23 protein-coding genes and 1 pseudogene are annotated in these 25977 nt (G+C 64.8%); 9 read left to right on the forward strand and 15 right to left on the reverse strand.

From position 1 onward, the window contains the following. Positions 1-208: 208 nt before the first annotated feature. From AC1DEZ_RS22560 to gloA, 7 genes and pseudogenes are all read right to left on the reverse strand, one after another. Positions 209-754: pseudogene (locus AC1DEZ_RS22560) on the reverse strand (carbohydrate ABC transporter permease); the annotation flags it as partial. A 1-nt stretch (position 755) separates the two neighbouring features. Continuing rightward, positions 756-1718: a carbohydrate ABC transporter permease gene (locus AC1DEZ_RS22565; protein ID WP_476780752.1), complete on the reverse strand. Its 963-nt coding sequence runs from the start codon at positions 1716-1718 to the stop codon at positions 756-758. Positions 1719-1796: 78 nt separating this feature from the next. Further along, positions 1797-3047, reverse strand: coding sequence for an ABC transporter substrate-binding protein (locus AC1DEZ_RS22570; RefSeq protein WP_476780753.1), 1251 nt, complete (start codon positions 3045-3047; stop codon positions 1797-1799). A 219-nt stretch (positions 3048-3266) separates the two neighbouring features. Then, entirely contained in the window at positions 3267-4220 is a 954-nt protein-coding gene (locus tag AC1DEZ_RS22575) for an aldo-keto reductase family protein (RefSeq protein ID WP_476780754.1), read from the reverse strand. Between the two features lie 17 nt (positions 4221-4237). Further along, on the reverse strand, positions 4238-5221 hold the full coding sequence (locus tag AC1DEZ_RS22580) for a D-2-hydroxyacid dehydrogenase (protein WP_476780755.1): 984 nt from the start codon (positions 5219-5221) through the stop codon (positions 4238-4240). Between the two features lie 27 nt (positions 5222-5248). Beyond that, positions 5249-5965 (reverse strand): RraA family protein, encoded by a 717-nt coding sequence (locus AC1DEZ_RS22585; RefSeq protein ID WP_476780756.1) that lies wholly within the window; start codon positions 5963-5965, stop codon positions 5249-5251. A gap of 81 nt (positions 5966-6046) precedes the next feature. Next, the gene (gene gloA / locus AC1DEZ_RS22590; protein ID WP_476780757.1) at positions 6047-6448 is read right to left on the reverse strand and encodes a lactoylglutathione lyase; all 402 of its coding nucleotides are present in this window, start codon (positions 6446-6448) and stop codon (positions 6047-6049) included. On the opposite strand from gloA, the gene AC1DEZ_RS22595 reads away from it, so the two are divergent. Further along, a complete protein-coding gene (locus AC1DEZ_RS22595) occupies positions 6447-6707 on the forward strand; it encodes a hypothetical protein (RefSeq protein WP_476780758.1) in 261 nt (86 codons plus the stop codon). The genes gloA and AC1DEZ_RS22595 overlap by 2 nt on opposite strands. A 5-nt stretch (positions 6708-6712) precedes the next feature. Further along, positions 6713-7522: an IclR family transcriptional regulator gene (locus AC1DEZ_RS22600; RefSeq protein WP_476780876.1), complete on the forward strand. Its 810-nt coding sequence runs from the start codon at positions 6713-6715 to the stop codon at positions 7520-7522. A gap of 374 nt (positions 7523-7896) precedes the next feature. Here AC1DEZ_RS22600 and AC1DEZ_RS22605 read toward each other — a convergent pair whose 3' ends face one another. Then, the gene (locus AC1DEZ_RS22605) at positions 7897-8967 is read right to left on the reverse strand and encodes an aldose epimerase family protein (RefSeq protein ID WP_476780759.1); all 1071 of its coding nucleotides are present in this window, start codon (positions 8965-8967) and stop codon (positions 7897-7899) included. Positions 8968-8984: 17 nt separating this feature from the next. Continuing rightward, a complete protein-coding gene (locus tag AC1DEZ_RS22610; RefSeq protein WP_476780760.1) occupies positions 8985-9911 on the reverse strand; it encodes a Gfo/Idh/MocA family protein in 927 nt (308 codons plus the stop codon). A gap of 160 nt (positions 9912-10071) precedes the next feature. Between AC1DEZ_RS22610 and AC1DEZ_RS22615 the strand changes: the two genes are divergently transcribed. The 6 genes from AC1DEZ_RS22615 (at position 10072) to AC1DEZ_RS22640 (ending at position 17464) form a co-directional block, all read left to right on the forward strand. Further along, positions 10072-11088, forward strand: coding sequence for a LacI family DNA-binding transcriptional regulator (locus AC1DEZ_RS22615; protein ID WP_476780761.1), 1017 nt, complete (start codon positions 10072-10074; stop codon positions 11086-11088). A 62-nt stretch (positions 11089-11150) separates the two neighbouring features. Beyond that, the gene (locus AC1DEZ_RS22620) at positions 11151-12395 is read left to right on the forward strand and encodes an ABC transporter substrate-binding protein (protein ID WP_476780762.1); all 1245 of its coding nucleotides are present in this window, start codon (positions 11151-11153) and stop codon (positions 12393-12395) included. A gap of 216 nt (positions 12396-12611) precedes the next feature. Next, the gene (locus AC1DEZ_RS22625) at positions 12612-13535 is read left to right on the forward strand and encodes a carbohydrate ABC transporter permease (protein WP_476780763.1); all 924 of its coding nucleotides are present in this window, start codon (positions 12612-12614) and stop codon (positions 13533-13535) included. Continuing rightward, positions 13532-14407, forward strand: coding sequence for a carbohydrate ABC transporter permease (locus AC1DEZ_RS22630; RefSeq protein WP_476780764.1), 876 nt, complete (start codon positions 13532-13534; stop codon positions 14405-14407). The genes AC1DEZ_RS22625 and AC1DEZ_RS22630 overlap by 4 nt, the downstream gene beginning before the upstream one ends. Positions 14408-14435: 28 nt before the next feature. Further along, on the forward strand, positions 14436-16376 hold the full coding sequence (locus AC1DEZ_RS22635) for a glycoside hydrolase family 127 protein (RefSeq protein WP_476780765.1): 1941 nt from the start codon (positions 14436-14438) through the stop codon (positions 16374-16376). Continuing rightward, complete coding sequence (locus AC1DEZ_RS22640) at positions 16373-17464, forward strand: ABC transporter ATP-binding protein (protein ID WP_441509721.1); 1092 nt, start codon at positions 16373-16375, stop codon at positions 17462-17464. Before AC1DEZ_RS22635 ends, AC1DEZ_RS22640 begins: the two co-directional genes overlap by 4 nt. A 235-nt stretch (positions 17465-17699) precedes the next feature. On the opposite strand, the gene AC1DEZ_RS22645 is transcribed toward AC1DEZ_RS22640, so the two are convergent. From AC1DEZ_RS22645 to AC1DEZ_RS22670, 6 genes are read right to left on the reverse strand one after another with little or no spacing between them, the layout of a single operon-like run. Next, the gene (locus AC1DEZ_RS22645; protein ID WP_441509722.1) at positions 17700-18566 is read right to left on the reverse strand and encodes an ABC transporter permease; all 867 of its coding nucleotides are present in this window, start codon (positions 18564-18566) and stop codon (positions 17700-17702) included. Next, entirely contained in the window at positions 18563-19504 is a 942-nt protein-coding gene (locus tag AC1DEZ_RS22650; protein WP_476780766.1) for an ABC transporter permease, read from the reverse strand. Before AC1DEZ_RS22650 ends, AC1DEZ_RS22645 begins: the two co-directional genes overlap by 4 nt. Before the next feature lie 27 nt (positions 19505-19531). Next, the gene (locus AC1DEZ_RS22655; RefSeq protein WP_441509724.1) at positions 19532-20212 is read right to left on the reverse strand and encodes a DUF1028 domain-containing protein; all 681 of its coding nucleotides are present in this window, start codon (positions 20210-20212) and stop codon (positions 19532-19534) included. Positions 20213-20244: 32 nt separating this feature from the next. Beyond that, positions 20245-21552 carry an NAD(P)/FAD-dependent oxidoreductase gene (locus AC1DEZ_RS22660; RefSeq protein ID WP_476780767.1) on the reverse strand — a complete coding sequence of 436 codons (1308 nt, stop codon included), beginning with the start codon at positions 21550-21552 and terminating at the stop codon, positions 20245-20247. Further along, complete coding sequence (locus AC1DEZ_RS22665; RefSeq protein ID WP_476780768.1) at positions 21549-23138, reverse strand: ABC transporter substrate-binding protein; 1590 nt, start codon at positions 23136-23138, stop codon at positions 21549-21551. Before AC1DEZ_RS22665 ends, AC1DEZ_RS22660 begins: the two co-directional genes overlap by 4 nt. Further along, a complete protein-coding gene (locus AC1DEZ_RS22670) occupies positions 23138-24421 on the reverse strand; it encodes a M20/M25/M40 family metallo-hydrolase (RefSeq protein WP_476780769.1) in 1284 nt (427 codons plus the stop codon). The genes AC1DEZ_RS22665 and AC1DEZ_RS22670 overlap by 1 nt, the downstream gene beginning before the upstream one ends. 125 nt (positions 24422-24546) lie before the next feature. Here AC1DEZ_RS22670 and AC1DEZ_RS22675 point away from each other — a divergent pair, with 125 nt between their 5' ends. Next, positions 24547-25587 (forward strand): LacI family DNA-binding transcriptional regulator, encoded by a 1041-nt coding sequence (locus tag AC1DEZ_RS22675; protein WP_476780770.1) that lies wholly within the window; start codon positions 24547-24549, stop codon positions 25585-25587. The last annotated feature ends 390 nt before the right edge of the window (positions 25588-25977 follow it).

Genomic DNA, 25977 nt, shown 5'->3' on the forward strand with positions numbered 1-25977 from the left:
ACGGATTGCCCTTGCGAGACCAGCACATCGACCTGACGCAGCTTTGCGACGATCTCTTCGGGCTTGTGGCGCTTCTTCGGCATATCGGTCCTCCTGTCTGCCAAAAGACATACTTCAGGGTGGACCAATTCAACGGGGGTGGATCAGTCGCGACGAAGGAATAGAGAAAGATCACGACGATACCGGGCAGCGACAGCGGCAGCATGATCCGCAGCAGGATCGTAAAGCGCGAGGCGCCGTCGATGATCGCTGCTTCCTCCAGTTCGACCGGGATGTTCTTGAAGTAACCCGTCAGCATCCAGATCGCGAGCGGCAGGGTGAGAACCAGATAGACCAGGATCAGCCCGATCAGCGAATTCAGCAGGTTGAGGTAGCCCAGGAATATGTAGAGCGGCACGATCAGGGCGGCCGACGGGAGCAGATGCGACATCAGGATGAGCATTTGCCAGAGCGAGCGCCCCCTGAACTCGAAGCGCGAGAAGCCATAGGCTGCCGGGGTCGCGAAGATCAGCGCGATGATGGTGGAACCCAGCGAGACGACCGTGCTGTTCCAGAAATACCGCGGCACGTTCGAGTCGAAGAGCACCTTCTGGTAGTTCGCGAACGTCGTCTGCTTCGGCAGCCATGTGATCGGGATATGGTAGAGCTCGGCCAGGCTTTTGAACGACGAGACGATCATCCAGAAGAACGGCACGACCGTGATCGCCACGAGGATCAGGACCGGCAGATAGACCCAGGCACTGCGCGCCTTCATCTCAGCGGTCCTTCCGGCGGCCGTCGAACCAGATATGCGCGACGATGAACACGGTGGAGACGATGAAGAACATCACCGAGAGCGCGCTGGCCTGGTTGAAGTTGAAGTACTGGAACGCCTCGACGAAAATCTGGATCGAGGTGATCAGCGACCGGTCGGCCGGACCGCCCTTGGTCATCGCATAGATGATCGTGATGGAGTTCACGCCGGCAATGATCAGCAGCAGGGTGATCGAAGCCAGGATCGGGCGCAGCTGCGGCAAGGTGATGTAGAGGACCTCGTCGCGAAAGGTCGCGCCATCGACCTTCGCCGCCTCGTAGAGCGAGACAGGGATCGACTGCAGCCCGGCCAAAACCATGATCGCCACGAAGGGAAACATCTTCCAGACGTTCACGGCCGTCAGCGCCGGCAGCACGATGCTGGGATTGGTCAGCCAACGGACCGGCTCGTCGACGAGCCCATTCGACATCAGCACATAGTTGATCACGCCATAGTCGGTATGGAACATCCAGGCCCAGGTCATGGCGCCGACGACCCCGGGAATCACCCAGGGGATCAGCGTCAGCGCGCGGACCAGGGCCTGCCCCCGGAACCGCTCGTTCAGCACGATCCCGGCCGCCGTGCCGAGCACGAGTTGCAGGATGATCGACGAAGCCACGAAATAGATCGTGTTGACGGTGGCACGCGCCGTGCGGTCGGATTCGATGATATTGACGTAGTTGGCCGCGCCCACGAAGGCGCCGCTGCCGTCAGTAACGCTCAAGATCAGCGTGGAGATGATAGGGTAGATGATGAAGGTCGCCAGGAGTGCGATCGCTGGCAGGATGAAGAAGATCGGCCCGTCCTTATGGGCGGCGATATAGCGCCCGATCCGCCCGCGTGGGGCGTCGGCATGACGCTCCGGCGGGCGCGGCGGCGAATGGACTGGGATCGGGGCCAAGCTCTGTGCTGTGTTGGACATCATCGTCACGCTGCGGCGCGGAGGGGCATGCCGGGGCCACCACGTCGGCGCATGCGAGCGCCTGACGTGGCGCCTTGGCGGCTATTTCTTCAGGATCGCGTCGATCGCCTTGTCGGCGGCGGCCATCGCGGCCTGCGGCGTAGCCCCGCCGATCAGGATCTCCTGGACGCTCTTGTAGTAGACGCTGGAAATCTCGAGCCAGGTGCCGATGGCCGGTTGCGGCCGGGCATGGGTCAGCATCACCTTGAACGCGTCGAGCCTCGGATCGGCGAAGCGCGGCAGGTTCATCGCTGTCGTGGTGGTCGGGAAGGTGCGCGTGTAGAGCGCGAGCCGCTCGGGCTTGGCGAGGAACTGGAGCAGCTTCAGCGCCTCGGCCTTGTTCTTTCCGGCTTTGGGCACGATGAAGCCCCAGCCCCCCAGCAATGCGGAGGTCTGCTTGCCCTTGGGATACGGCATGATCGCGACGCCGTAATCCAAATTGGGCGCGTCCTGCGCGAAGCGTTCCAGTTCCGTCGGCGTGCCCTGATACATCGCGATGGTGCCGGCCATGAACAGGCGACGCAGTTCGAGGCCGCCATTCTCCAGCGTCGAGGGAGGCGCGACCTTCAGCGTGGTCAGCATGTCCGTATAGAACTTCACGCCCGCCACCGCCTCGGGCGAACTGAGCGTCGCCTTCTTCATGTCGGGGGAGAGGATGTCGCCGCCATTCATCCAGATATAGGGCAGCGAGCGATACAGCGTGTTGCCCTGGCCTTCGGCTCCGCCGCCGGCGATCCCGTAGCCATAGCGGCGCTGGCCCGTCTTGCTGGTATAGGTCGGCTTCTTCGAGACTTCGATCATCTCGTCCCAAGTCTGGGGCGGCTTTCCGTCATCGAGGCCGGCCTCGCGGAACAGATCCTTGCGGTAGAGCATCGCCAAGGCCTCGGCCTGGAAAGGTAGGCCATAGACTTTGTTGTCGACTGAAGTCGCTGCCAGCGTCGCGGGCACGAAATCGCCCAAGGGCACGCTCTGCCCGATCGCGGCACCGACCTCCTCGAGGGCGCCCGTGGCCTGATAGGACGGGATCCATGAGTTCTGAACTTCGATGATATCGGGCGGCAGCCCGGACCTCACCGCGATCATCACCTTGCCTTCGAGGCCACCATAGGGGTTGGCCTGCAGCTTCACGGTGATGCCGGGGTTCTCCTTCTCGAACTCGGTCGCAAGCTGCTGGGCCTTGACCCGGCCGGGCTCCGACACCCACCAGTTGATTTCGCCCGCCAGCGCTGGCGTCACCGAGATGATAGCAGCCGCGGCCATCGCCAGGCGGAGCTTGAACGTCCTGTATCTCACTGTCGGTCCTCCCTGAGATCGTTTTTATTTTTGTTGCCGCCGGGTCTTTTGCCCGGACGGTATCGTTCTGATTCCGGTCGCTCTGGCGGCGACCAGGTTGGGTGTATCTGTTCCTATTTGAATAGATCGTGTTCTGTTATGATCGTGGGCGGTCGGGCGCGGCCTGTCAAGAATTTGCTTGCATCGGGGCGGGCCCGATGCGTCTGCGATGGCGGCCGTTTATCGGCGCTCGAAAAACAGCTCCGTTCGTCTGTCGCGATAGGCTTTGAAGCCGGCGCCCGCCTGGAGCCTGGACTGCAGGTTCTCGTCGAGAGCCGCTGGTCCAGCGTCGAGGGTCGCGGCGTTGGCCCGCAATTGCTCTGCATTGTCGACGCCAAGTATGATCACGTCCGTGTCCTGGCGGCCGACCCAGGCCAGCGCGGTTCGCGCCACGGCCGCACGGTCGGTCAATCCCACCTCTTCGGCGATCGGAAACAGTTCCCCCTTGAAGAAGACCTCCCGCGCGATGACGCCGAGGCCGAGTTCCCGCGCGCGTGGAACCACTGCGTGCAAACCGTCGAACTCGCCGAGGCTGAGATCGAGATTGACCGCATCGAAGCCGCCGGAGCCCAGCTCGGCGAGGTAAAGCCTTTCACCGGCATGGGAGTCGGCCACTGCAAAACGGATCAGGCCGTCCTGCTTGAGGCGGGCGAGATTGTCGGCGAGGCGCGCCATATAGTCCGGCGTCTCGTCGATCGATCCATTGATCAGGCCGATATTGAAGAAGTCGACGATCTGGCGGCGGATCAGCTTCAGAACGCGTTCGGTCTCGGCTCGCAACAATGAGTAGTCGAGCATCTGCCGGTTGCCGGGATCGTAGCCGTAGCACATGCCTTCGGGGCGGGTCTGGACATAGACCGGATAGGGCGGCGGCAGTTCGGACAGGTTGCGACCCAGCGCCTCCTTCTCCGAGTCAATCGTGACGTCGAAGAGGTTGATGCCGAGATCATAGGCCGCCTTCAGGATCTCGAGCCGCTTGGGCCCGCCGAAACCCGGCGCGACATATCCGCGTGTGACGGCCTGGGCGAAGTTCTCGTTGAAACCGCGCGACAGCCCGCTCTTCAGAAATTCATGGCCGCCGAGCGCGATCTGCGAAAGGGAAAGGCCGGTCTTGCCGAAAGGCTTGAAGCGCATGAGAAGACCCGTCCGGTTCAGTAGCCGCGTGCAAGATCGACGGCGTTGGGAAGGGGGCGGCCCGCACGGAAGGCCTCGATATTGTCTAGGAAGATATCGAGGCTGCGCGGGATGTAGGTCAGTGGGTCGCCGGACGACATATGCGGCGTCAGGACGAGATTGGGCGTTGTCCAGAGCCTGTGCCCGGCCGGGACCGGCTCCGGCGTCGCCACGTCTAGAACCGCGCCTGCCAGCGCGCCGGCATCCAGTGCATCGAGCAGGGCATCCTGCTCCACGAGTTCGCCTCGGCCGATATTGACCACGCCGGCCTGCGGAGGCAGCAGCGCGATCCGCCTTCGGTCCAGCAGATGCGTCGTCTGGGGCGTCAACGGCGCGATCAGGACAAGGAATTCGGTGCCGGGCAGGATGCGGTCAAGATCATCCGTCGCGATGACGTCGTCGCAATGCGGGTGCGGCTCGGCCTTCGTCCTGACCCCGGTGACATGCAGGCCGAGCTCCTTCAGGCGCTGCGCGATCACGCCGCCGATGGCGCCCAGGCCGACGATCGTCGCCCGGCGGCCAGCCACCGAGGAGGCCAGCTTCCGGTGCCAGCGGCCCTCGCGCTGCTGCCCCGCAAAAAGCGGCATGTGGTTGGCCAGCATCAGCACGGCCATCAGAGCGTATTCGGCCGCCTTGACGCCATGGGCGCCGCTGTTGTTCAGCAGCGTAACGCCCGCCGGAATAAAGCGGCCCTTCGCCAGTGAATCGACCCCGGCATGGGTGAGGAAGATCAGCTTGAGTTGCGTCGGCTCGGCGGAGGGCAGGTAATTCTGCACCACCCGGGAGGTGGTGATCAGTGCGTCGACTTCGCCGATGACGGCTGCGAAATCGGCTGCGGTTTCGCCGAAGCTGATCTCCAGGCCATGAGCCTTTTGCCCGGCCCTCGCCACCGCGTCCTGCCACTGAGCCAGCGTCGCACGCGGATTGCCGTCATCGGGATGGTTCTGGATGTGGACGCGCATGTTCTGCTTCTGAAGGCTGCCGGAAGATCAACCCTGCATTGCCTTCCAGGCCTCGAACTTGGCCAGGTTCGCCTCGTTCGGCGGATACAGACCGAGAATGTCGCCGCCCTCAGCGACGCGGTCGCGGACCCATCCATCCAGCGCCTCCTTGTCGACGCCCATTTGGGCCACCTCGGCGGCCAGATGAACCGGAATGACGGCCACCCCATCCTCGTCGCCCACGATGATGTCGCCGGGGAAGACGAGCACGCCGCCGCAGCCGATCGGCTGCTGGATCGCCATCGGGATGAGCGCCGAGGGGCTCGCCGGGGCGGCCGGCCCCTTGCAGAAGGTCGGCATCCCCAAGGCTCGGATCTCGCTGACATCGCGCATGCCGCCATCGGCGACGACGCCGACCACGCCGCGCACCTTCATGCGGGTGGTCAGCACGTCGCCTAGCCCACCGACAGCGCCGACGCCGCACATGTCCATGACGAACACGCTGCCGGCCGGGATCTGCTGCGTCGCCTGCAGCATCGCATTGGCGGGATTGCCGATGTCGACCGTCAAGGCGATATCCTCGCGCATCGGGACATAGCGCAGGGTGAAGGCCGGGCCGACGAAGCGGCAATGGGCCGGATCGATCGGACCGATGCCCGGAATGGCGCGCATGCGCAGCCCGTATTTCTTCAGCAGGATGCCGGTGATCGCCGCCGTCGGCACACGCTTCAGCAACTGGATCGTTTCGGGGCTGCAAGCCGTCATGGTCGTGTCCTCACGGGAGCCGGCTCGGGTGCCGATCTGTTGGAACTGTGGTTGAAGTGTCACCCTGAAGGCCGCCTCGGTTCAGGCGGCGGGCCCCGCGTAATCGCCGGTGCCGAGATCGATCAGCTCGATGCGGTAGCCGTCCGGATCGTCGATGAAGGCGATGTGCACGGTGCCGAACTTGAGCGGTCCGGGTTCGCGCACGATCCGAACGCCGGCCTCCCGCAATGCCTGGCACACACCGTGGAGGTCGCGGACACCGATCGCGAGATGGCCGAAGCCGTTGCCCGGTTCGTAGGTTGATATGCCGTAATTATATGTCAGCTCAATCATCGGATCATTCGACTCGCGGCCGTAGCCGATGAAGACGTTGGTGTATTTCGCCTCGGGCACATCGACTTTCTTGACGACGGTCATGCCAAAATGCCGCGAGTAGAATGCAACCGAGCGATCCAGGTCTCCGACCCGGATCATCGTGTGCATGATCCTGAAGCCGTTCGTTGTAGTGCCCGTCATGTCGTTCCTCGCGGCCGGTCCGTCCCCCGTCGCATCGGACGACGCGAGGAGCACCAGCGGTTATCAGTTCCCATTTGAACTTTATCAGTTCCTGTGTAATCATCTGCCGATTGTTCGGGCTGTCAATTGTAAATCGATGCTGGGCGTCGGTTGCCTCGGCCGGCTAAAGTTTGACACCGCCGCCGACGTCCTGCAGCGGCGCCGGCCGCAAGGGAGACAAGGTTGATCACGATGAGCGAAGCGACCGACGCGGCGGGCACGAAGCGGCGCGAGGGAAACCAGGTTCCGGTGATCGAGCGCATGCTCGACCTGCTGGAGATCATAGAGCGGCGCCCGGCCGGCACCTCGATCCGCGAGTTGAGCGAGTTTCTCGATATGCCGCGCTCGACCGTCTACCGCATCCTGAATACCCTTGAGGCGCGAGACGTCGTCAGGAGGAGCGTTTCGGGCTCCTACCTGCTCGGGCCGCGTCTTCTGTCCCTGGCCGCCAATGTCGTGACCGGGCATGATTCCGAGCTGGTCAAACTCGCCAACACTCATCTCGAGCGCCTTTCTCAAGCCACAGGCGAGGCGAGCAAGCTCTCGGTGCTGGATGGCGACGGCGTCCTGGTCATCGCGGTTGCGCATAGTTCCGGCGCCTATGGGCTGACCGTCAAACCTGGTCGGCGCCTGCCGCTGCATGCCGGCGCAGCCAGCCGGATCTTGCTTGCTCATATGGACGGCGGCGACATTGCTCGGATCCTGAACAGTCCACTGCCGCGCTATACAGACAGGACGATGTGCGAACCCGAGGAGATCGGCAGGAGTCTCGCCCAGATCAGGCGGTCAGGCTCGGCCCTCGACGATGGTGAATTCTCAGTTGGCGTGATGGCGGTCGCAGCTCCGGTTCATGATCGGCAGAACAAGGTTGTGGCAGCGGTCAGCATCCCTTTTCTGCGCATCCAAGATCGCTCGCGCATCGAGACGCTGCGCACCGCCGTCACCGGGGTTGCGAAGCTGATCTCGCAAGAACTACTGAACCGCCCGACTCACTCAGGGTAAGGGCTGAGCGGGCTTGGCTGCAGGGGCCCGGTCTCGTTAAACCGTTCCTCGATGGCCGCTTCCGGCCGATTGTTTTGGTGCCCTGCGCGCTGACATCGCTCATCTTCTCCTCGACACCGCCCGCGTGCTCGATGACGAGCCCCCCGCCGATGCGTGCGGTTTCGCCGAACGGGTGGGCAGAGTGGTCGCGAGAGCCGGAAAAGGCTGAATGATGCAATTTCAGATGAGCGCGGACAGGTCCCACCTACTTTCTTCGGTCGCGGCGAGCGGGGGAACTTTCCGCTGCGCTGCTAGCACGTGCATACTCCGCTTCCTGGCGCTGAGTTGAAGTCAGCTCTTGGCGCTCGACGGCAACGACACAGCTTTTGGCGAACCTAGACCGTATGAAAACGAAAGGTCGTGCTGCGGCGGTAGGCTTCGCCTGCATCCAGTCTCGTGGACGGATAGTCCGGCCGGTTGGGTGCGTTTGGCCAAGCTTGTGGTTCAAGACAGAAGGCCTCGGACTGGCGATGGAGGCGCCCGCCTTTCCCTCCCGAACCGCCATCGAGAAAGTTGCCCGAGTAGAACTGTAGGCCAGGCTGGTCGGTGATCAGGTCGAGGGCACGGCCGGAGACCGGGTCGACGACGCGGGCCGCGAGCCGCGGCGCGGCCGAGACCTCGTCGGCCAGGACGAAGCAGTGGTCGTATCCGCGAGCGCGCCGCAATTGTTCGTGGTCGGCGCGGATGGCGGCGCCGATCGTCCGTGGCGAGCGGAAGTCGAATGGTGTACCGGCGACATTCGCTGGTGCGCCGAGCGGGATCAGGCCGGCATCGACCGGCAGATAGCGATTGGCGAACAGCGTCAGTTCGTGATCCAGGATGTCGCCGCCGCCGACCGCCCCGCCGAGGTTGAAGTAGCCGTGATGCGTCAGGCTGAGGATCGTCGGGCGATCGGCCGTCGCCTCGAATGCGATCGTCAGTTCCTGCGGGCCGGTGAGCCGGAAATGGACCCGCGCCGCCAGGGCGCCCGGAAAGCCGCCCGCCCCATCCGGGCTCGTATGGCTGAGCGTCAGCGACGGCATCGGGTCGCAACCGATGCTCTCGACGGTCCAGAGCATCCGGTCAAAGCCATCCGCGCCACCATGCAGAGTGTTCCTGCCGTCATTGGCGTCGAGTTCGTGCCGGACGCCGTCGAGCGTGAAGGTCGCGCCGGCGATGCGGTTGGCATAGCGCCCGACCGTCGCCCCGAAGAAATCCCGCCGCGTCAGATAGGGCTCCAGCGTGTCGTGGCCGAGTACCACGTCGTCGCACCGCCCGTCGCGATGCGGCGCCCAGAGAGCCTGCACGGCCGCGCCCCAGGTGATGATCGAGGTGGCGAAGCCGGCCTCGCCGCGAAGCGTGATGCGCTCGACCGGGCGCCCGTCGGGCAGGTCCCCAAAAACATCGCGCGAAATAGGCTCCGACATCTCGGGCAACCTCGTTCTCACCACGCGAAATCTTCGACGATGGATCGCCGGCCGAGCATGAACGCGTCGGCCAGCAGCGCCAGCGGCACAGTATCGACATCGCTGGCGCCGGAGCGGACCAGCTCGACGAAGCGGTGATAGACGCCGCGATACTCCTGCTCCGGCTCGTCGACGAGAGCCTCGCCATTATGGCTCAGCTGGACTCCGCCCGCGCTCAGCACGAGGCGACCCACATCGGTCTCGACCTCGATGGACCAGATCTGCTCGCCGCTCTGGCGAAAATCGAATACTGCGTGGATCGGCAAGCCCGACGCGGTCGCGAGTTCGAGTTCCGCCGCGATGGGCGCTTCCCGGTTGGCCGGGAAATCCAGTTTGGCGCCGGCCATGAAGACCGGCTCAGGCAGGATCGCCGTCAGGATCGAGAGCGTATTGATGCCGGGGTCGAACACGCCAAGGCCGCCGGGCTCGAAGATCCAGTCCTGCCCCGGGTGCCAGACGCGAACATCCTCCTTCCAGAGAATCGTGACGCGGCAGGCCCGATGCCGCGCCAGAACGGCGCGCGCCGGCTCGACCGCGGGAGCGAAGCGCGAATGCCAGGCGGCGAAGAGCGTCCGACCCCGCTGCTCCGCCAGCATCCTCAAGGGAGCGAGCTCGCTCACGGCAGCGCCGGGCGGTTTCTCCAGCAGGACATGCTTTCCGGCAGCGAGCGCCGCCAGCGCTTGATCGCGCCGCGGCATGGGCGGCGTGCATAGCGCGACCGCATCGACATCGGCGACGTCGGCCAGAAGCTCCTCGACCGTCGCGAAACCATCGACGCCATCCAGACGCGCATTGCGGCTCGCCACCGCGACGAGCTCGATTCCGGGCGTGGCCGCGATCGCCGGCAGGTGCTGGTCGCGCGCGATCTTGCCGAGCCCGACCAGGGCGAGACGGATCGGTTTCATGCGCTTGGTCAAGTTCGGGAGGAATTCGCGGCGCCGGACGGCAGGCACAAGAGCCCAGGGCACCCGCAGGAATCAGAAGAACTGCAATCGAGATTGAGAAAGCGGTTTCTCATTGCGCATATCTTTGGTAAGCCACTTGAGAAACCGGTTTCTCAGGTCAATGCGGCGAATGTCAAGCACAGTGTCGAGCGAGCGGGTGACGATTTACGACGTGGCGCAAGCTGCGCGCGTCAGCACCGCCACGGCCTCGAAGGCGCTCAACGACACCGGGCGCGTCTCCCTCGAAACGCGCGACCGCATCAAGCGAGTCGCTCGGGAGCTCGGCTTCCGGCCCAACGCTCTGGCGCGAAGTCTGACACGCAAGCGCAGCTTCAGCGTCGGCTTGCTGACGAACGATACCTATGGCCGTTTCACCCTGCCGCTGATGGCCGGGATCTCAGAAGGGCTGATCGACCACGGCGTATCGGTCTTCCTCTGCGCGATCGGTGACAATCCCGACCTCGCCAGGATTCATGTCGATGCCATGCTCGACAAGCAGGTCGACGGTATCATCGCGACCGGCAAGCGCATCGACAAGCCGCTGCCGGTGGATCTCGCCCATCTTTCCGTGCCCGTCGTCTATGCGCTGACCGCCGGCCCGAGCGATGGTGTCACACTGGTCCCGGATGACCACCAGGGTGCGACGGCGGCGGCGAATCATCTGCTGGCTCAAGGGCGCCGTCGTATCGCCCATATCACCGGCCCGTCCGAATTCGAGGTGGTGCATGAACGGGCGCTCGCCTGCACGCAGGCGCTCGCAGAGGCCGGGGTCTCGGCCGAGGACAAGGTCCTGTTCGGCTCTTGGTCCGAGCATTGGGGCCATCAGGCGGTCGAGGCCCTATGGTCTGGCAACGAGAAACCGGACGGCATCTTCTGCGGCAATGACCAGATCGCACGGGGCGTGGTGGACGCGCTGCGCGAGCGCGGGGTGAACGTGCCCCGCGACGTCTCGGTGGTCGGCTTCGACAATTGGGAGATCGTCGCCAAGGAGACGCGCCCGCCGCTGACGACGGTCGATATGAACCTGAAGGAACTGGGCCGGCAGGCCGGGCTGGCGTTGGTGCGGCTGGTCAATGGCGAGGCGATCGAAACAGGAGTCTGGAAGCTACCCTGCAGCCTGATCATACGCTCGTCCTAGCGAGCCCCATACGCGAACAAAAACGGCCACAAAAACCAGGGCCGCAATCGGAGGAGACACAGATGAAGGGATTCAAGGCAGCCTTGCTCGCCCTCGTTGCCGTGCAGGCATCGGCCGGCACAGCCCTGGCACAGCAGAAACTGACGATGTGGTCGCGCTCAAGCAGCGAGGCCTTCATGCCTTCGCTGGTGAAGGCGTTCAACGCCGCACACAAGACGCAGATCGAGCTGCAGATCGTCCCGAATACCGAGATGGTGCAGAAATACGCGATCTCGGCTGCCGGTGGCTCGGCGCCGGACCTGCTCTCGCTCGATCTCGTCTATACGCCGGCCTTCGCCGCGTCCGGGCAACTCGAGGACCTGACCGACCTGGTAAAGGGCTTCCCCTTCTTCGACCAGCTCTCCAAGGCTCATCTCGGAGCCGGAACCTATGAAGGCCGGATCTACGGCGTGCCGATGTCGGCCGACGCTTCGGTGATGCTCTGGAACAAGAAGCTGTTCAAGCAGGCCGGCCTCGACCCCGAGAAGGGTCCCACCAACTGGGCCGAGATCGAGGACTATGCCGGCAAGGTCAACGCGATCGGCAGCGACATACGCGGCTTCTATTTCTCCGGTGCCTGCGGTGGCTGTAACGCCTTCACCTTCATGCCGCTGGTCTGGGCATCAGGCGGCCAGATCCTGTCCGATGGCGGCAAGAAGGCGACGTTAAACACGCCGCAGATGCACGATGCGGTGGCGCTCTATCGCGGCCTCGTCGCCAAGGGCTATGTGCCCGAGAGCGCCAAGACCGATCCCGGCTCGAATTTCTTCGGCGGCTTCGCCACTGACCGGATCGGTATGTCGCCGATCGGGGCGTTCGCGATCGGCAATCTCGTCAAGAACTACCCCAAGGTGGAGTTCGGCGTGACCTTCCTGCCGGGCAAAACCGGCGGCAAAGCCTCGTTCGCCGGCGGCGATAATTTCGTGGTCACCGCGGGTCGCAAAAACCTCCCCGCCGTGAAGGAATTCCTGACCTTCGTCTATTCCCTCGAAGGCCAGACCCTGCTGGCCAAGCTCGGTAGCCTGCCGACGCGGGCCGACGTCGCGCCCGAGGCGGTGAAGGACCTCGACCAGCGCTATCTGATCGCGACCGAAGCGATGAAGATTGGCCGGACGCCTTCGTCGCCGGTCTACAACGACATCATCAACAGCAGTACTGGCCCGTGGAAGCAGATGCTCAACGAGGTGTTCTTCGGCAACGATGTGCAGGGCTCGCTCGTCAAGGCCGAGAAGACGATGCAGTCGATCATCGACCAGTCGGGGAAGTAAGCGGGCGATAGCTCGCCGCCCTCGTCGTTCCGGGGCGCTGCGCAGCAGCGAGCCCGGAACCCAGAACCGATGCGTCCGATGGGGAGGCTGCGGATGACGCTCGACTTCAATTCCGATGACATCGGCTCTGGGTTCCAGGCCCGGCCCTGCGAGCCGTCCCGGAATGACGCAGCGCCTGCCGGAGCCCGCCCTCCAAACCTTGCCGGATCATTCGAGATGACCCAGCCCGTTCCCGCCCTGCAACGATCCGCCACGCGGCGCGGCTCGCGCCTGCGCCGCCAGCAAATGGCCGGGCTGCTGTTCGTGGCGCCCGCGGTGCTGCTCGTGACTGTCTTTTTCCTCGTCCCGCTCGGGATGGCGTTCTGGATGTCGCTGCACAACTGGCCGCTGCTCGGCCGGCCGCGCTTCATCGGCCTCGCCAACTACCTCAACCTCATGGGCGACCAGCGCTTCTGGAACGCGATGCGTTTCACCGGCTATTACACGGTGATCGTCACCATCGCGATCTTCGCCGTCGCCTTCCCTCTCGCGCTCTTCGCCGAAAAGGCGCGGCCGCTGATCAAGCTCTACCGCACGGCGATCTTCCTGCCCGTCGTGATCGGCTTCGGCTCGGCGAGCCTGCTCTGGGCCTGGTTGATGAATGTCGATGTCGGCCTGTTCTCGCCGCTGGCCTACCGGCTTGGGCTGACGGAAAGGCCGGTCAATCTCCTCGCTTCCTTTGACACGACTTTCTGGTCGATCACCGCCATGGTCGTGTGGAAGACGGCCGGCTTCAACATGATCATTCTGCTCACCGGTCTGCAGGGCATCTCCTCGGAGGTCCAGGAGGCGGCGCGCATGGATGGCGCCTCGTCCTGGCAGCGCTTCCGCCGCATCACCCTGCCGCTCATGCGGCGGACGATCGCCTTGGCGCTGATCCTCTCGGTAGCCGGTTCGATGCTTGCGTTCGACCAGTTCTACATCATCGCCGATGGCGGGCCGCAGAACAGCACGGTCACCGCCGTCTACTGGATCTTCAGCCAATCCTTCGTCTCCTTCCGCCTCGGCTACGGCGCGGCGATGTCGATGGTGCTGCTGCTCATCCTCGTCACCATCAGCGTCGTGCAACTGCGCCTGCTGCGTACGCCGGAGGGCGCATGATGTCCGCGCGCCAGGTCCGTAAGGTGGCCACTGCTCGACGCCGCCTTTTCGCCGCGACGCGCTATCATGCGATCGGCCTGTTCATATCGCTCCTCTTCATCGCGCCTATCGCCTGGAGCGCACTGGTCTCGTTCAAATCCTCGGCGGAAGCCGCGCGCCCGCCGCTGCCGCCCTGGCCAGTCGAGGGCTTCAGCACGCAAAGCTACGAGAATCTGGCGAAATACGGCGTCGGCATCTGGACCTATGCCGGCAACAGCCTGATCGTTGCCGCGGCGACCGTGGTCGTCACGGTCATTATCAGCCTGCTGGCGGGCTATGGCTTCTCGCGCTTCAAGTTCCCGCTGAAGAACGTCCTGTTCGTGCTGATCATCTCGACGGTGATGATCCCGTTCCAGTCGATCCTGACGCCGCTCTTCCTGATCCTGACCAAGCTCGGCCTGCAAAACACGCTCCCCGGCATCGTCCTGATCTATGTGACGCTGCATCTGCCGTTCTCGATTTTCATGATGCGCAACGCCTTCGACGCCGTGCCGAAGGAGATCGAGGACGCCGCCCGCGTCGATGGCGCCTCGGTCCTGCTGATGCTGCGCAAGGTGATGCTGCCGCTCGTGCTGCCGGGCGTGGCGACGGTCGCGATCTTCGCCTTCCTGGCCTCCTGGAACGAGTTCCTGGCAGCGCTGATCCTGCTGACCGATCAGAAGAAATACACCCTGCCGGTGATGATGGCGGCCGTCCGTTCCGGGCAGTTCGGCACCATCGACTGGGGCGCGGTCCAGTCCGGCGTGATGCTGATGATGGCGCCGTGCCTCGCACTTTTCCTTCTGCTGCAGCGCTACTACATCCGCGGGCTCACCGCGGGCGCCGTCAAGTGAACCTTCTCGACAACCAAGCGGTGACATCATGACCTCTCACGACCAGCCCCGGGCCAGCGGCTACAGGCCGCCAGCCGTGCCCGACGTCGATGTTCGCGGCTTCTGGGGCGAGCGCATCGACGCCGTCGCCGACAGGACGGCGATGATCCTCTATGACCGCTGCGTCGCGGCCGGCATGTTCGACCAGATCGATCCGGCCCGGCCGGTGCCGCCGGTGAAGATGCCCTGGCACATGCGCGCGGATGGCGCACCCGACACCGTCAACGTCCAGATGTTCTGGGATTCGGACGTCGCCAAGGTGATCGAGACTGCGGCTTATGCGCTCTACCGCAAGCCCAATGCCGATCTCGAAGCGAAGATGGACGCGATTATCGAGATGTTCGCAGGCCTCCAGCAGCCGGACGGCTACATGAACTCTTGGTTCGTCAGGATGCAGCCGGGCCGGCGCTGGACCAATCTGCGCGACTGCCACGAGCTCTATTGCGCCGGCCATCTGATGGAAGCGGCGGTGGCCTATTTCCACGCCACCGGCAGGCGCAGGCTGCTCGACGTGATGTGCCGCTATGCCGACCATATCGACGCAACCTTCGGGCCGAAGCCCGGCCAGAAGCCCGGCTATTGCGGGCATGAGGAGATCGAGCTCGCGCTGATCCGGCTCGGTCGCGCCACCGGCGAGCAGCGCTATCTCGACCTCGCGCGCTATTTCGTCGAGCAGCGTGGCCAGCAGCCGCATTACTTTGATGTCGAGGCGGCGGCGCGCGGCGTCGATCCCGCCCAATGGCGCCACAAGACCTATCTCTACAACCAGTCGCATCTGCCGGTGCGCGACCAGGGCAAGGTCGTCGGCCATGCGGTTCGGGCCATGTATCTCTATTCCGGCATGGCCGATGTCGCGACCGAGTTCGGCGACGACAGCCTGACGGCGGCGCTGGGCGGGCTCTGGGAGGACCTGACCTCCAAGCAGATGTATGTCACCGGTGGCATCGGCCCGGCGGCCAGCAACGAAGGCTTCACCGACTATTACGACCTGCCCAACGAAAGCGCCTATGCCGAGACCTGCGCGGCGGTGGCGCTGGCGATGTGGGCGAGCCGCATGCTCGGGCGCGGGCCGGATCGGCGCTACGCCGACATCATGGAGCAGGCGCTCTACAACGGCGCGCTGTCGGGGCTTTCGATCGACGGATCGCGCTTCTTCTACGACAACCCGCTGGAGAGCCGCGGAGGCCATCATCGCTGGACATGGCATCGCTGCCCCTGCTGCCCGCCCAACATCGCCCGCACGGTGACGGCGATCGGCAGTTATATGTACGGCGTCTCGGCGGACGGAATCGCCGTGCATCTCTACGGCGCCAGCACGGCGCGGCTCAGTGTCGGCGCGGAGGTGGTGACGCTCACGCAGGATACGAACTATCCGGCTGACGGAAAGGTGGCCGTCACCATCGGGCTGGATCGGCCGGTGCAGTTCACCTTGTCCCTGCGGATGCCTGGCTGGTGCGGTCAAGCCTCCGTCACGCTGAATGGCGAGACTGTGCCGATGACGGAGGGCCGCGATGGCTATGTGCATCTCGCCCGTGAATGGAAGGATGGCGACCGGCTCGCGCTCGACCTGCCGATGCCGGTGCGCGCGCTCCATGCCCATCCGGCGGTCAAGGCCGATCTCGGCCGGGTCGCGATCGCGCGCGGGCCGCTGATCTATTGCGCCGAGGAGGTCGACAATGCCGCCGACCTCAACGCCCTGATCGCGCCGGCGGACCTCTCTGGCGCCAAGACGGTTCAGATGCCCGATCTCGGCGGGGCAGTGGCGATCGATCTCCCGGTGCGGCGCGAGCAATGGCCGCGACGGGAGGGGCGCCTCTACGATACGCATCCGCCGGATCATGCCGCGACGACGGCGCGCCTCGTGCCCTATCACCTCTGGGACAATCGCGAACCCGGCGAGATGCTGGTCTGGATCAGGGGCGGCCGATGAACGCGCAGCACGATCCGGCGCAGGACAAGGCCACCATCGAACTGAAGGGCGTGCGCAAGAGCTTCGGCTCGGTCGACGTCATCCATGACCTCGACCTCAAGGTCGAGGGCGGCGAATTCGTCGTCTTCGTCGGACCGTCCGGCTGCGGCAAGTCGACCTTGCTGCGCATGATCGCTGGGCTGGAAGAGGTCACCGACGGCGACATCCTGATCGCAGGCCGGGACGTGACGGATCTCGACCCGGCCAAGCGCGGGATCGCCATGGTCTTCCAGTCCTATGCGCTCTACCCGCATATGAGCGTACGCGAGAATCTGGCCTTCGGCCTGGAGATCGCAAAAACGCCTGCGGCCGAGATCCGGCGGCAGGTCGAGGCGGCGGCCGAGATCCTCAAGATCGGCCCCTTGCTGGAGCGCCGGCCCGGCCAACTTTCGGGCGGGCAGAGGCAGCGCGTCGCGATTGGACGCGCGATCGTGCGCAAACCGCTGGTCTTCCTCTTCGACGAGCCGCTCAGCAATCTCGATGCCGAGTTGCGCGTCAGCATGCGCGTCGAGATCGCGCGTCTGCATCGCGAACTCGGCAACACGATGATCTACGTCACGCACGACCAGACCGAAGCGATGACGCTGGCCGACCGCATCGTGGTGCTGCGTGACGGCAGGATCGAGCAGGTCGGCTCGCCCAGGGAGGTCTATGAGCATCCCGCCAATCTCTTCGTCGCGGGCTTCATCGGCTCGCCGCGCATGACCATCATCGACGCAACCTGCCTGACCGCGAACCGGGTCAGCATCGCAGGAACGGAGATCGCGCTCGACCGCCCCATGCCCGCCGCGCCGCAGGAGGCGATCAAGCTCGGCATCCGCCCTGAACACTGGGCGATCACGGACAGCCAGGACAATGCGCTGCCGGCACGGGTCGAGTTCGCCGAATATCTCGGCAGCACGCGATATGTTCATTGCAAACTCGCCAACGGAGACCTCGTCACCATCGAGCAGCGCGGCGGCCAGGACGCCAGGCCGGGCGAAAGCATCTGGTTGAGCTGCCACCAGCCGGCGCTGAAAATCTTCTCGATGTCCGGCGAGGCAAGGTGAACTGCATGGCGCAGAGACATTTTCCGCTGCCAATCGGCTGCGCCCGCCGGCGGTATCGAGCATGTGTCGAACATCTTGCAGGATGACGCCGAGCCAGGCGGCACTGCAAGGAGCAATGTTTGAAACTGTGGAGGCGGTCTTCAGAACGCCGGAGGTAACCGTCCGCTTTCGGGCAGAGCCCTAATGTCCGCAAATGGCGCCAGCCTGCCGTCTGTCCGCTCGGCTCGAAGCGTCTTTACCCGCGAAGTCTTGGATCAAGGATGTCGCGCAGGAAGTCACCCAGCACATTGGTCGCCAGGACGAGAGCGAAGATCACAAGGCTCGGGATGATCGCAACATGCGGCGCGAAGAAGAAGAAATTGATGCCTTGAGCCGCCATTGTTCCAAGCTCAGGCGCCGGCGGCTGCGTGCCGAGGCCGAGAAAGCCGAGCGAGGCTGCGAGGAGGATGGCCTGACCGAGCCGAAGCGTCAGGAAGACGACGATGGTCGAGAGGCAATTCGGCAGGATGTAGCGAACCAGCAGTCCTCTATCCGTCAGGCCGATGACCCGTCCGGCGGCGATATAGTCTTGTGCGATGACCGTCAGCGCCGCGCCGCGAGCGATCCGCGCCATGAGCGGGATGGTGGAGATCGCCAGTGCGATGATCACCGACTGCGTGCCCGCGCCGATGATCGCGGCGATCGCGAGCCCGAACAGAATGGCCGGGAACGAGAGCAGCACGTCCATCAGGCGCATGATCAGCCCGTCCAGCCGCGGATAGAACGCTGCCAGCATTCCCGCCGCGGTGCCCAGTGCGCCGCCGATGGCGATCGCGCAGAAGCCCATCAGACCGGTGAGCCGAAGGCCGAACAGAACGCGGCTGAAGATGTCTCGCCCCTGGCCGTCGGTGCCGAACCAATGGGCCGCGCTCGGGGGCTGCATCACCTGCGTCATCTCGATCCGAAGCGGGTCGTATGGCGCCAGGACCGGTGCGAACAGCGCCCCGGCTGCCAACACGACGAGCATGCCGAGGGCGGCGGCGGCAAGCGGATCGGCCGCGAGGCGTCGCAGCAGCCGCGCATGATTTCTCTGCGGAAGGGCGGAGCCCGGTACCAGTGTCATCGGGCCTGGATCCTCGGATCGAGCACGGCATAGAGCAGATCGACAATGATGTTGATCGCGATGAAACCGAGAGCCAGGGCGATGATCGCGCCCTGGGCCACAGGAAGGTCGTTGGCGACGATCGCGCCCACGGCGAGGCGGCCGACGCCCGGCCATGAGAAGATCGTCTCCGTGACGATGGCGCCGCCCATCAGATAGCCGATCTGGAGCCCGATCAACGTCGTCACCGGGATCATGGCATTGCGCAACGCATGGCGTCCGACGATCAGGCGCTCCTCCAACCCCTTGGCCCGCGCCGTCCGGATGTGGTCTGCCCCCAAGACCTCGAGCATGGAGGTGCGCGTGATCCGCGCGACCGGGCCGACGAAGATCAGGCCCAGGCATAGCGAGGGCAGCACCGCATGGCGAAAGCCGTCGAGGGTCCAGAGCGGGCCGCCGCGCCCGGTAAAGGGCAGCCATTGCATCTGGAAGCCGAAGATCCACAGCAGGACCATGCCGATCAGGAAGACGGGCAGGGAAATGCCGGCGACGGCCCCGCCGATGATCAGCCGGTCGAGGAAGCCGCCTCTCGCTACCGCGGCGGCGACACCGAGGAGGATCGCCAGCGGCACGGCCCAGACCAGGCAGAGGGCCATTAGCTCCAGCGTCGCCAGGAAAGAACGGGACAGTTCTTCCGCCACTGACATGTTGTTGACCAGCGATGTGCCGAGATCGCCTTGCAGGATGCTGCTGACATAGCGCAGGAATTGCTCCCAGAGCGGGCGGTCCAGCCCCATTTCGCTGCGAATCTGGGCGATGACCGCGGCGCTGGCCGTCGGCCCGGCGCGCACGGTTGCCGGATCCGACGGGACGAGGTTGAGCAGGGTGAACCCGATCAGCAGGACGCCAAAAACCACCGGGACCGCAAGCAGCAGGCGCTGCGCCGTGTATCTCAGCATGGGACTGCCTTTCGGGCTCGCTTGCGATCAGGCCTGAACCGGCTCGGGGGCCTGGCGAGGCTTGACGTCGTTCGGGCGCAGGACCTGCACGAGGAAGTGTTCGAGCTGCGGCTCATAGGCCTGCCAGAGCTGACGCAGCTTCGCCTGCGGCTCGGGCTCGAGGTCGACGCGCAGATCGACCAGCGGCCAGTCCTGCTCGTCGACGACGAGGAGAGCGGCCGACATGATCGGCTGCGTCTCGCCCCCCGCGGCCAGGCCGGCGTCGATCGCGCCCAGCAGTTTCTCGACGAACGGCACGCCAGCGGCGCCCTCGAAATATTCGACCATCGCCTTGGGCACGTCGCGGTTCGCGATCACGTTGCCGGTCGAGACGCAGTTGAAACCCTGATAGCCCGAATTGATCGAAGGGATCTTTGGCCCGGTATAAAATGCCGTTCCGCCGTTCCGGTCGATCGCTGCGACCTGGCGCTGATCAGGAAATTCGCTCTCGTCGATGAGGCGACGCACGGTCTCCTCGGCGCTGAGCCCGGCCGACAGGAAGTCGAGCCCCTTCGGGCCGAGGCGGATGTCGCTGCGGTGCTGCGAGGTCACGGCACCGACCTTGGCGCGGGCCCAGGGGCAGCGGTTTCCGACGGCAATGCTCGACGTGGCGATGCCGATGCCGAACATCCCCGTCTTTTCATCGCGGGCGATCAAAGAAAATGTCATCTCGTTCTCCTGAATTGAACAATGGGTCGGGATCAGCGGAGCCAGGACCGCGCCCTGTCCTGCAGTGACAGGGCCATGGTCATCGGCGCCATGAACCAGGGGATGCCGTTGTAGTAGGGACGGCTCGGCAGCTCCTGCCGGGCGAAATGGCTCGTCGAATGGCCGGACAGGACCAACTCGGCTGTGCAGCGGCCGAGATAGCTGCCCATCACGATCCCCGAGCCGTTGCACCCGAGCACATGATGAATGTTGCCCCGTCTGCCGATGTGCGGGATGCGGTCGAAAGTGAAGCCGACGCGGCCTTCCCAGGCATGGCTGACGCGAGCCTCGGCGAGCGAGGGAAAGGACTGCACCATCACCTGCTTGAGGCGCCGCGCGATCGCGACGGGGTCGACGCGGTCCACCTGCAGCGCCCTCCCGCCGACGAGCAGGCGCCGCCGATCGGGGCTGACGCGAAACGCGAATGCGAGCTTGCGCGTATCGTTGACCAGTTGCCCTCCTGGCAGAAGGCGCTCGACGACGCCCGCCGCCAGCGGTTCGGTTGCGATCATATGGCTCCCGACGGCGATGACGCGCCGGCGATACCAGGGCAGCTCGCGTCCGGTATAGGCGTTGGTCGCGAGAATGACGTCCCGAGCGCGGATATCGCCGGCCGCCGTCATGACCGAGGTGGTCCTGCCGCTCTCGGCCAACCCCGTCACCGGGGTCTGTTCGATGACCTGGACGCCCTGCGCGCGCGCGAGGCGCAGCAGGCCGAGATGGTACTTTGCGGGGTCGATGCCTCCATCCTCGGGCAGCGCCATCGCGCCGTGATAGAGATCGGTCACCACATGCGCGGCCAATCCGCCCTTGTCGATGGTCTGGGCCGGAATACCGAAGGTCGTGGTCAGGAAAGCCGCCTGGCGGCTGAGCAACTCCATGTCCCTCGCGGTCCAGGCGCAGATCAGCCGGCCCGACAACGAGAGGTCACAATCGATGTTCTCGTCGCGGATGAAGCCGCGGAACCAGCCATAGGCGCCCCAGGTCTCGCTGAGCAGCGCATGCGCCTTCTCCGCCCCGAAATCCCTGGCCAGCGCGGCGTAGCCCTGCCGCAGGCGACCGCCGATCATGCCGACGCTGCGCGTACTGGCCCCGTGGCCTGCGCTGCGAGACTCAATGACGACGACCTCGCGGCCGGCGCGGGCGAGCGCGATCGCCGCCGAGAGGCCTGCATAGCCGGAGCCGACGATGACGACATCGGCCTCGGCAGGGGCCGGCTGGCGAGCGGCCGTGCCCTGGGGCACGGCCTCCCACCAATAAGGCTCGGCCTTGAAGCCTTCCGCCAGCAGGGTTCCGCTCACTTCGCGATCTCGATGTCGAGGCCCTTGTAGACGGCGCTGTTGTAGATGCCATGTACATCGACGCCCTTGACCCGCCTGGTCGAGAACAGGAACAGGCGCTCGTGCACCAGGGGGATCAGGAGGGCCTGGTCGGCCACGATCTTCTGGACGGCGGCATAGGCTTCTGCCTTCTTCGTCGCATCGAGGCTGGTCTGGCCGGCCGCGAGTAGATCGTCCGTGGTCTTGTCCTTCCAGTTAAATCGGTTTGGCGCCGGCACGTTGGCGGAATGGAACATCATCAGCACCTCGCCCGCCGTGGCGTAGGGGGAGAACAGGGCGTAGCCGTCGAAGTCCGGCGAGGTGTTGATCTGTGCCATCGCGGCCGCGGGCTCGACCAGGACGAGCTTCAGGTCGATTCCGACCTGCTTCATGTAGCCCTGGATGGCCTCCAGGCGGGACCGCCACCCGGCCGTGCCAGCGGCCAGGATCGAAGGCGCGAGACGCTCGCCGTCCTTGTAGCGGAAGCCGTCATTGCCGAGTTTCCAGCCGGCTTCGTCCAGCAGCGCCTTGGCCTTCGTCGGATTGTAGCCCGCCTCGGTCGCGCCCGAATAGTCGATGGTGCCGGGGCTGACGAGCGTCTTTGCAGGCCGGGCCTGGCCGAACCACATGCTCTTGGCGAGAGCCTCACGGTCGACCGCCAGGATCATCGCCTGACGGACGCGCAGGTCGCTCGTCATCTTGCGGTTCGGACGCAGGCCCAGATAGGCGGAATAGTTCGAGATGCGCGGCTCGGCCTTGGTTAGCATCGGGAGCTTGCTGAGCTGATCGATCGACCATTCCGGCAGGACATAGGAGATGTCGCCCGCGCCCGTCTGCATCGCGGCCAGGATCGCGCTCTCCTCGGGAATGACGCGCCAGACAATGGCCTCGACCTTGGCCGGGCCCTTGTTGTCGTAGATCGCCGGCCCCCATTTGTAGGCGTCGTGGCGGGTCAGCACGAACTGGTCGCGCGGACGCCACTCGCCCCAGCAGAATGGGCCGGTGCCGTTCAGGCCCTTGACGCCGAAATCGGCGCCCAGCTTCTCGACATTGGCGCGGTCGATGATCGAGCCGAAGCTCTGCGCGAGGTGAAGCAGGAGCTCGTTGTGCGGCTCCTTCAGCGTGTAGATGACCGTCGTGTCGTCCTTGGCCGTGATGTCGGCGACCTTGCCGAGGCGCCAGGCGGCCGGGGACCGTGTCTCGGGCGCGATCAGACGCTTCAGCGAATAGACGACATCGGCGGCCGTGAGCGGCTTGCCATCGCAGAACTTCACGTCGTCGCGCAGATTGAATGTATAGGTCAGGCCGTCACCGGACAGGGTCCACGACTTCGCCAGCAGGGGATGGAGCGTCTTTTGGTCGTCCTCGACCGAGACCAGCGTGTCCGCCATCATGAACAGGATCTCGGCTGCGCCGCGGCCGGTCGACTTGTGCGGGTCGAAGCCGACGGAATCGTTCCTGACCAGGATGGTCGCCGTCCGCTCCTTCGCCGGCGGATTGGCTGCCGGTGCCGGCAGGGCGCCGAGAAGAAGCGCCGCTGCGATAAGACAAGCCCGAGCCATAGCCATTATTCTCCTCCATTATTGGTTGCGAGATAGTCGATTGCCGACAGCGCATGGACGCGCAGAACGGCGAAAAGCTCGTCGAGCGTGACGTGCTCTTCGCGGTGGCCCATCGTCTTGGGAGAGGGGCCGTAGAGATAGGCCGGAACCCCGCGCCAGCGCCAATAGCGAGCGTCCGAACCGCCGAGGCTGACGATCGGCACCGCCTCCCGCCCGGTCACCTGCCGTGTGTTGGCGCGCAAGATGCCGGCCATGTCGCCCTCGGGGTCGCACCAGCTCGAGGGATAGCTGTGGTCCGGCCGCGTCTCCCGCGTCACCATCGGATAGCGGGCGATAATGCCGGCGAGTTCGCTCTCGACCCGCTCGATGCTCAGGCCGGGCGGCATCCGGACCTCGACTTCGAGCAGGCACTCGTCCGGCAGCATGTTGACCTTGAGCCCGCCGCGGATCACCCCGATATTCACCGTCGTGCGGTCGGCGATGTCGGCCGCGCCGTCGCCGAGGCTGATGTTCATCGCCTCACGTGCCGGCGCGGAGCCGATCACGGCACTGACCGTTTCCGGCAGTTCGGGCAGGAGCTCCGCTAGCGCCTCCAGATCCGTCGCCAAACGACAGGCAATCTTGATCGCGCTCTCGCTGAGATGCGGGTAGGCGCCATGGGCTCCGCGGGTGCGAACCGTCAGCGCCATCCGCAGTGCGCCCTTTTCCCCGAAGCGCAGCGTGGCGAGCCCGCTCGGCTCGCCGTTGAGGCAGCAATCGCCGATCACCTCTTCGGGGATTGACTCCATGAGGTGGCGCGTGCCGTAGCGGCCGCCGGTCTCCTCGTCGGACACCACCGTCAGCGTCAGGCGTCCACGCAGCACCGGCATCAGCTCGGCAAGGTAGCGGTAGGTGTAGATCGAGGCCGTCGTACCGCATTTCATATCCGCGGCGCCGCGCCCGTATATGCGGCCGTCGGTGACTTCGCCGCTCCATTGGCTGCGCTGTCCCGGCAATTCCTCGATCGCTGGGAAGACGTCCATATGCCCGTTCAGGACGAGGTGTCGCCCCGGTTGCGCCGCCGAGACCGAGCCGACGATGTTGGGCAGATGCTCCTGGGCGCTCAACACGCGAAACGGCAATCCGCGTTCGGTGAGGAAGCGCTCCACATGGGCGCTAGCGAGCCGCGTATCGCCGGGAGGGTTCGGCGACTTGGCCTGCAGGAACGCCGAGAGGAAGGCGATGATCTCTTCGCGATCACGCTCGATCCAACCGAGCACGCGCTGCTTCAAACTATCTGCTTCGGTCACGATAAATCCGCTTGTTAGCGCTAACGTTATCGCTAACATCCAGGTTTATGTTTTGCCCGCTGTCAAGTAGGGTACGACTCAAACAGCCTCAACGATGCGCAAAAGGCGTGCAGCAGAGCCGATCAATGAACCATGATCCCGTGAAGCGACTACCGGGCTGGGCCACCATGTCCGATGTCGCGCATGCCGCCGGCGTCTCGCTTATGACGGTCTCGCGCGTCTACAAGAACCCGTCCGCCGTGAGCGCCGGGACGCGCGCGCGCGTGTTGAACGAAGGCGAGCGCCTGGGCTTCGTTCCGAACATGCTCGCCGGCAATCTCGCCTCGGGCCGCAGCGCCATGATCGGGATCGTCGTGCCATCCCTGCGCAACTCCAATAACGCCAACAGCATTCAGGGCATGGCTGATCGCCTCAGGCAGGCCTCCTATCAGTTCATGATCACAAACACCGGCTATTCGCCGGATGCGGAGGCCTCGGCGGTAGAGGCGTTCATCCGCCGGCGCCCGGACGGCCTCGTGCTGACGGGCACCCGCCACAGCGATGAGACCTACGCGCTGCTGCGCGGCTCCGGCCTACCCGTGGTCGAGGTCTGGGAGACTGAAGGGCCGATCATCGACATGGCGACAGGGTTCCGAAACCGCGAGGCGGGAACCGAGATTGCGAACTACCTGATCGCCAGGGGCTACGATCGGATCGGATATGTCGACTACCCCGTATCCGGCCTGCGGCGCTACGAGGCCCGCCGAGACGGAGCGCTGGAAGCGCTGCGTCAGGCGGGCCTGCCGGCCGATATCGTGGTTTCACCCGTGTCTTCGGACGGGACGGAGGATGCATCTAGCTTTCGTGGAGGAGCGAGCGGGCTGCAGCAGTTGCTCGATGCTGGCGGTGTGCGGGCCGTGCTCTGCGCATCGGATCTCCTGGCCGTCGGTGTCATCTTCGAGGCGCAACGCCGCGGCATGCGGATCCCGGAGGATCTCGCCGTTGCAGGATTTGGCGACTTCGAGATCGCGGCCGAGATCCCTCCCGGTCTGACGACCATCAGGACCCAAGGCTATCAGATGGGTTGGGCGGCCGCTGACATGCTGATCTGCCGCATCGAGGGCTCGCCGATCGATGCGGCGATCAAGAATGTAGATTATGCTCTTGTACAGAGAGGCAGCGCCTGAGCGAGCTGGGTTGCGGGTAATTTAGCCGGCCCGGCACTACGCCCGATGGCCGCTGGTATTTTGGCTGCCGCCGTCGTGTTTGTGGGCGCGAATTCGGCCTCCGCAACTGGGTGCAATGCGCATCGCGTCCCGCACCGGGAAGGTCCGGTTTCGGACGAGGAGCTAGGGTTCGGTTCTGGCGCAAGTGGCGCTTTTGCGATGTCCGGAACGCCGCATCACGGGAAAGGCGGGCAGCACGCCACCTAATTTCTTGGCAATAACCCCCTTCCAATTCAGATTCTTAACAAGCGTTTGGTGGTCTTTGCTGCTGAATGCCGCATCGTTCCTTCCTTCATGGCGCGACGATCTCGCCAAATGTTAGGCCCGCACTCTACCGATTTTGCGGTCTCA

It is taken from the genome of Allobosea sp. 10L422 (assembly GCF_056395345.1).

Excerpts from the sequence above, each read along its gene's own strand:
- AC1DEZ_RS22650 (WP_476780766.1), bottom strand. The coding sequence starts at position 19,504 with ATGCTGAGATACACGGCGCAGCGCCTGCTGCTTGCGGTCCCGGTGGTT.
- AC1DEZ_RS22565 (WP_476780752.1), bottom strand. The coding sequence starts at position 1,718 with ATGATGTCCAACACAGCACAGAGCTTGGCCCCGATCCCAGTCCATTCG.
- AC1DEZ_RS22665 (WP_476780768.1), bottom strand. The coding sequence starts at position 23,138 with ATGGCTATGGCTCGGGCTTGTCTTATCGCAGCGGCGCTTCTTCTCGGC.
- gloA (WP_476780757.1), bottom strand. The coding sequence starts at position 6,448 with ATGCACACGATGATCCGGGTCGGAGACCTGGATCGCTCGGTTGCATTC.
- AC1DEZ_RS22655 (WP_441509724.1), bottom strand. The coding sequence starts at position 20,212 with ATGACATTTTCTTTGATCGCCCGCGATGAAAAGACGGGGATGTTCGGC.
- AC1DEZ_RS22640 (WP_441509721.1), top strand. The coding sequence starts at position 16,373 with ATGAACGCGCAGCACGATCCGGCGCAGGACAAGGCCACCATCGAACTG.
- AC1DEZ_RS22600 (WP_476780876.1), top strand. The coding sequence starts at position 6,713 with ATGAGCGAAGCGACCGACGCGGCGGGCACGAAGCGGCGCGAGGGAAAC.
- AC1DEZ_RS22675 (WP_476780770.1), top strand. The coding sequence starts at position 24,547 with ATGAACCATGATCCCGTGAAGCGACTACCGGGCTGGGCCACCATGTCC.
- AC1DEZ_RS22580 (WP_476780755.1), bottom strand. The coding sequence starts at position 5,221 with ATGCGCGTCCACATCCAGAACCATCCCGATGACGGCAATCCGCGTGCG.
- AC1DEZ_RS22620 (WP_476780762.1), top strand. The coding sequence starts at position 11,151 with ATGAAGGGATTCAAGGCAGCCTTGCTCGCCCTCGTTGCCGTGCAGGCA.
- AC1DEZ_RS22615 (WP_476780761.1), top strand. The coding sequence starts at position 10,072 with ATGCGGCGAATGTCAAGCACAGTGTCGAGCGAGCGGGTGACGATTTAC.
- AC1DEZ_RS22585 (WP_476780756.1), bottom strand. The coding sequence starts at position 5,965 with ATGACGGCTTGCAGCCCCGAAACGATCCAGTTGCTGAAGCGTGTGCCG.
- AC1DEZ_RS22645 (WP_441509722.1), bottom strand. The coding sequence starts at position 18,566 with ATGACACTGGTACCGGGCTCCGCCCTTCCGCAGAGAAATCATGCGCGG.
- AC1DEZ_RS22635 (WP_476780765.1), top strand. The coding sequence starts at position 14,436 with ATGACCTCTCACGACCAGCCCCGGGCCAGCGGCTACAGGCCGCCAGCC.
- AC1DEZ_RS22575 (WP_476780754.1), bottom strand. The coding sequence starts at position 4,220 with ATGCGCTTCAAGCCTTTCGGCAAGACCGGCCTTTCCCTTTCGCAGATC.
- AC1DEZ_RS22610 (WP_476780760.1), bottom strand. The coding sequence starts at position 9,911 with ATGAAACCGATCCGTCTCGCCCTGGTCGGGCTCGGCAAGATCGCGCGC.
- AC1DEZ_RS22605 (WP_476780759.1), bottom strand. The coding sequence starts at position 8,967 with ATGTCGGAGCCTATTTCGCGCGATGTTTTTGGGGACCTGCCCGACGGG.
- AC1DEZ_RS22595 (WP_476780758.1), top strand. The coding sequence starts at position 6,447 with ATGATCCTGAAGCCGTTCGTTGTAGTGCCCGTCATGTCGTTCCTCGCG.
- AC1DEZ_RS22625 (WP_476780763.1), top strand. The coding sequence starts at position 12,612 with ATGACCCAGCCCGTTCCCGCCCTGCAACGATCCGCCACGCGGCGCGGC.
- AC1DEZ_RS22630 (WP_476780764.1), top strand. The coding sequence starts at position 13,532 with ATGATGTCCGCGCGCCAGGTCCGTAAGGTGGCCACTGCTCGACGCCGC.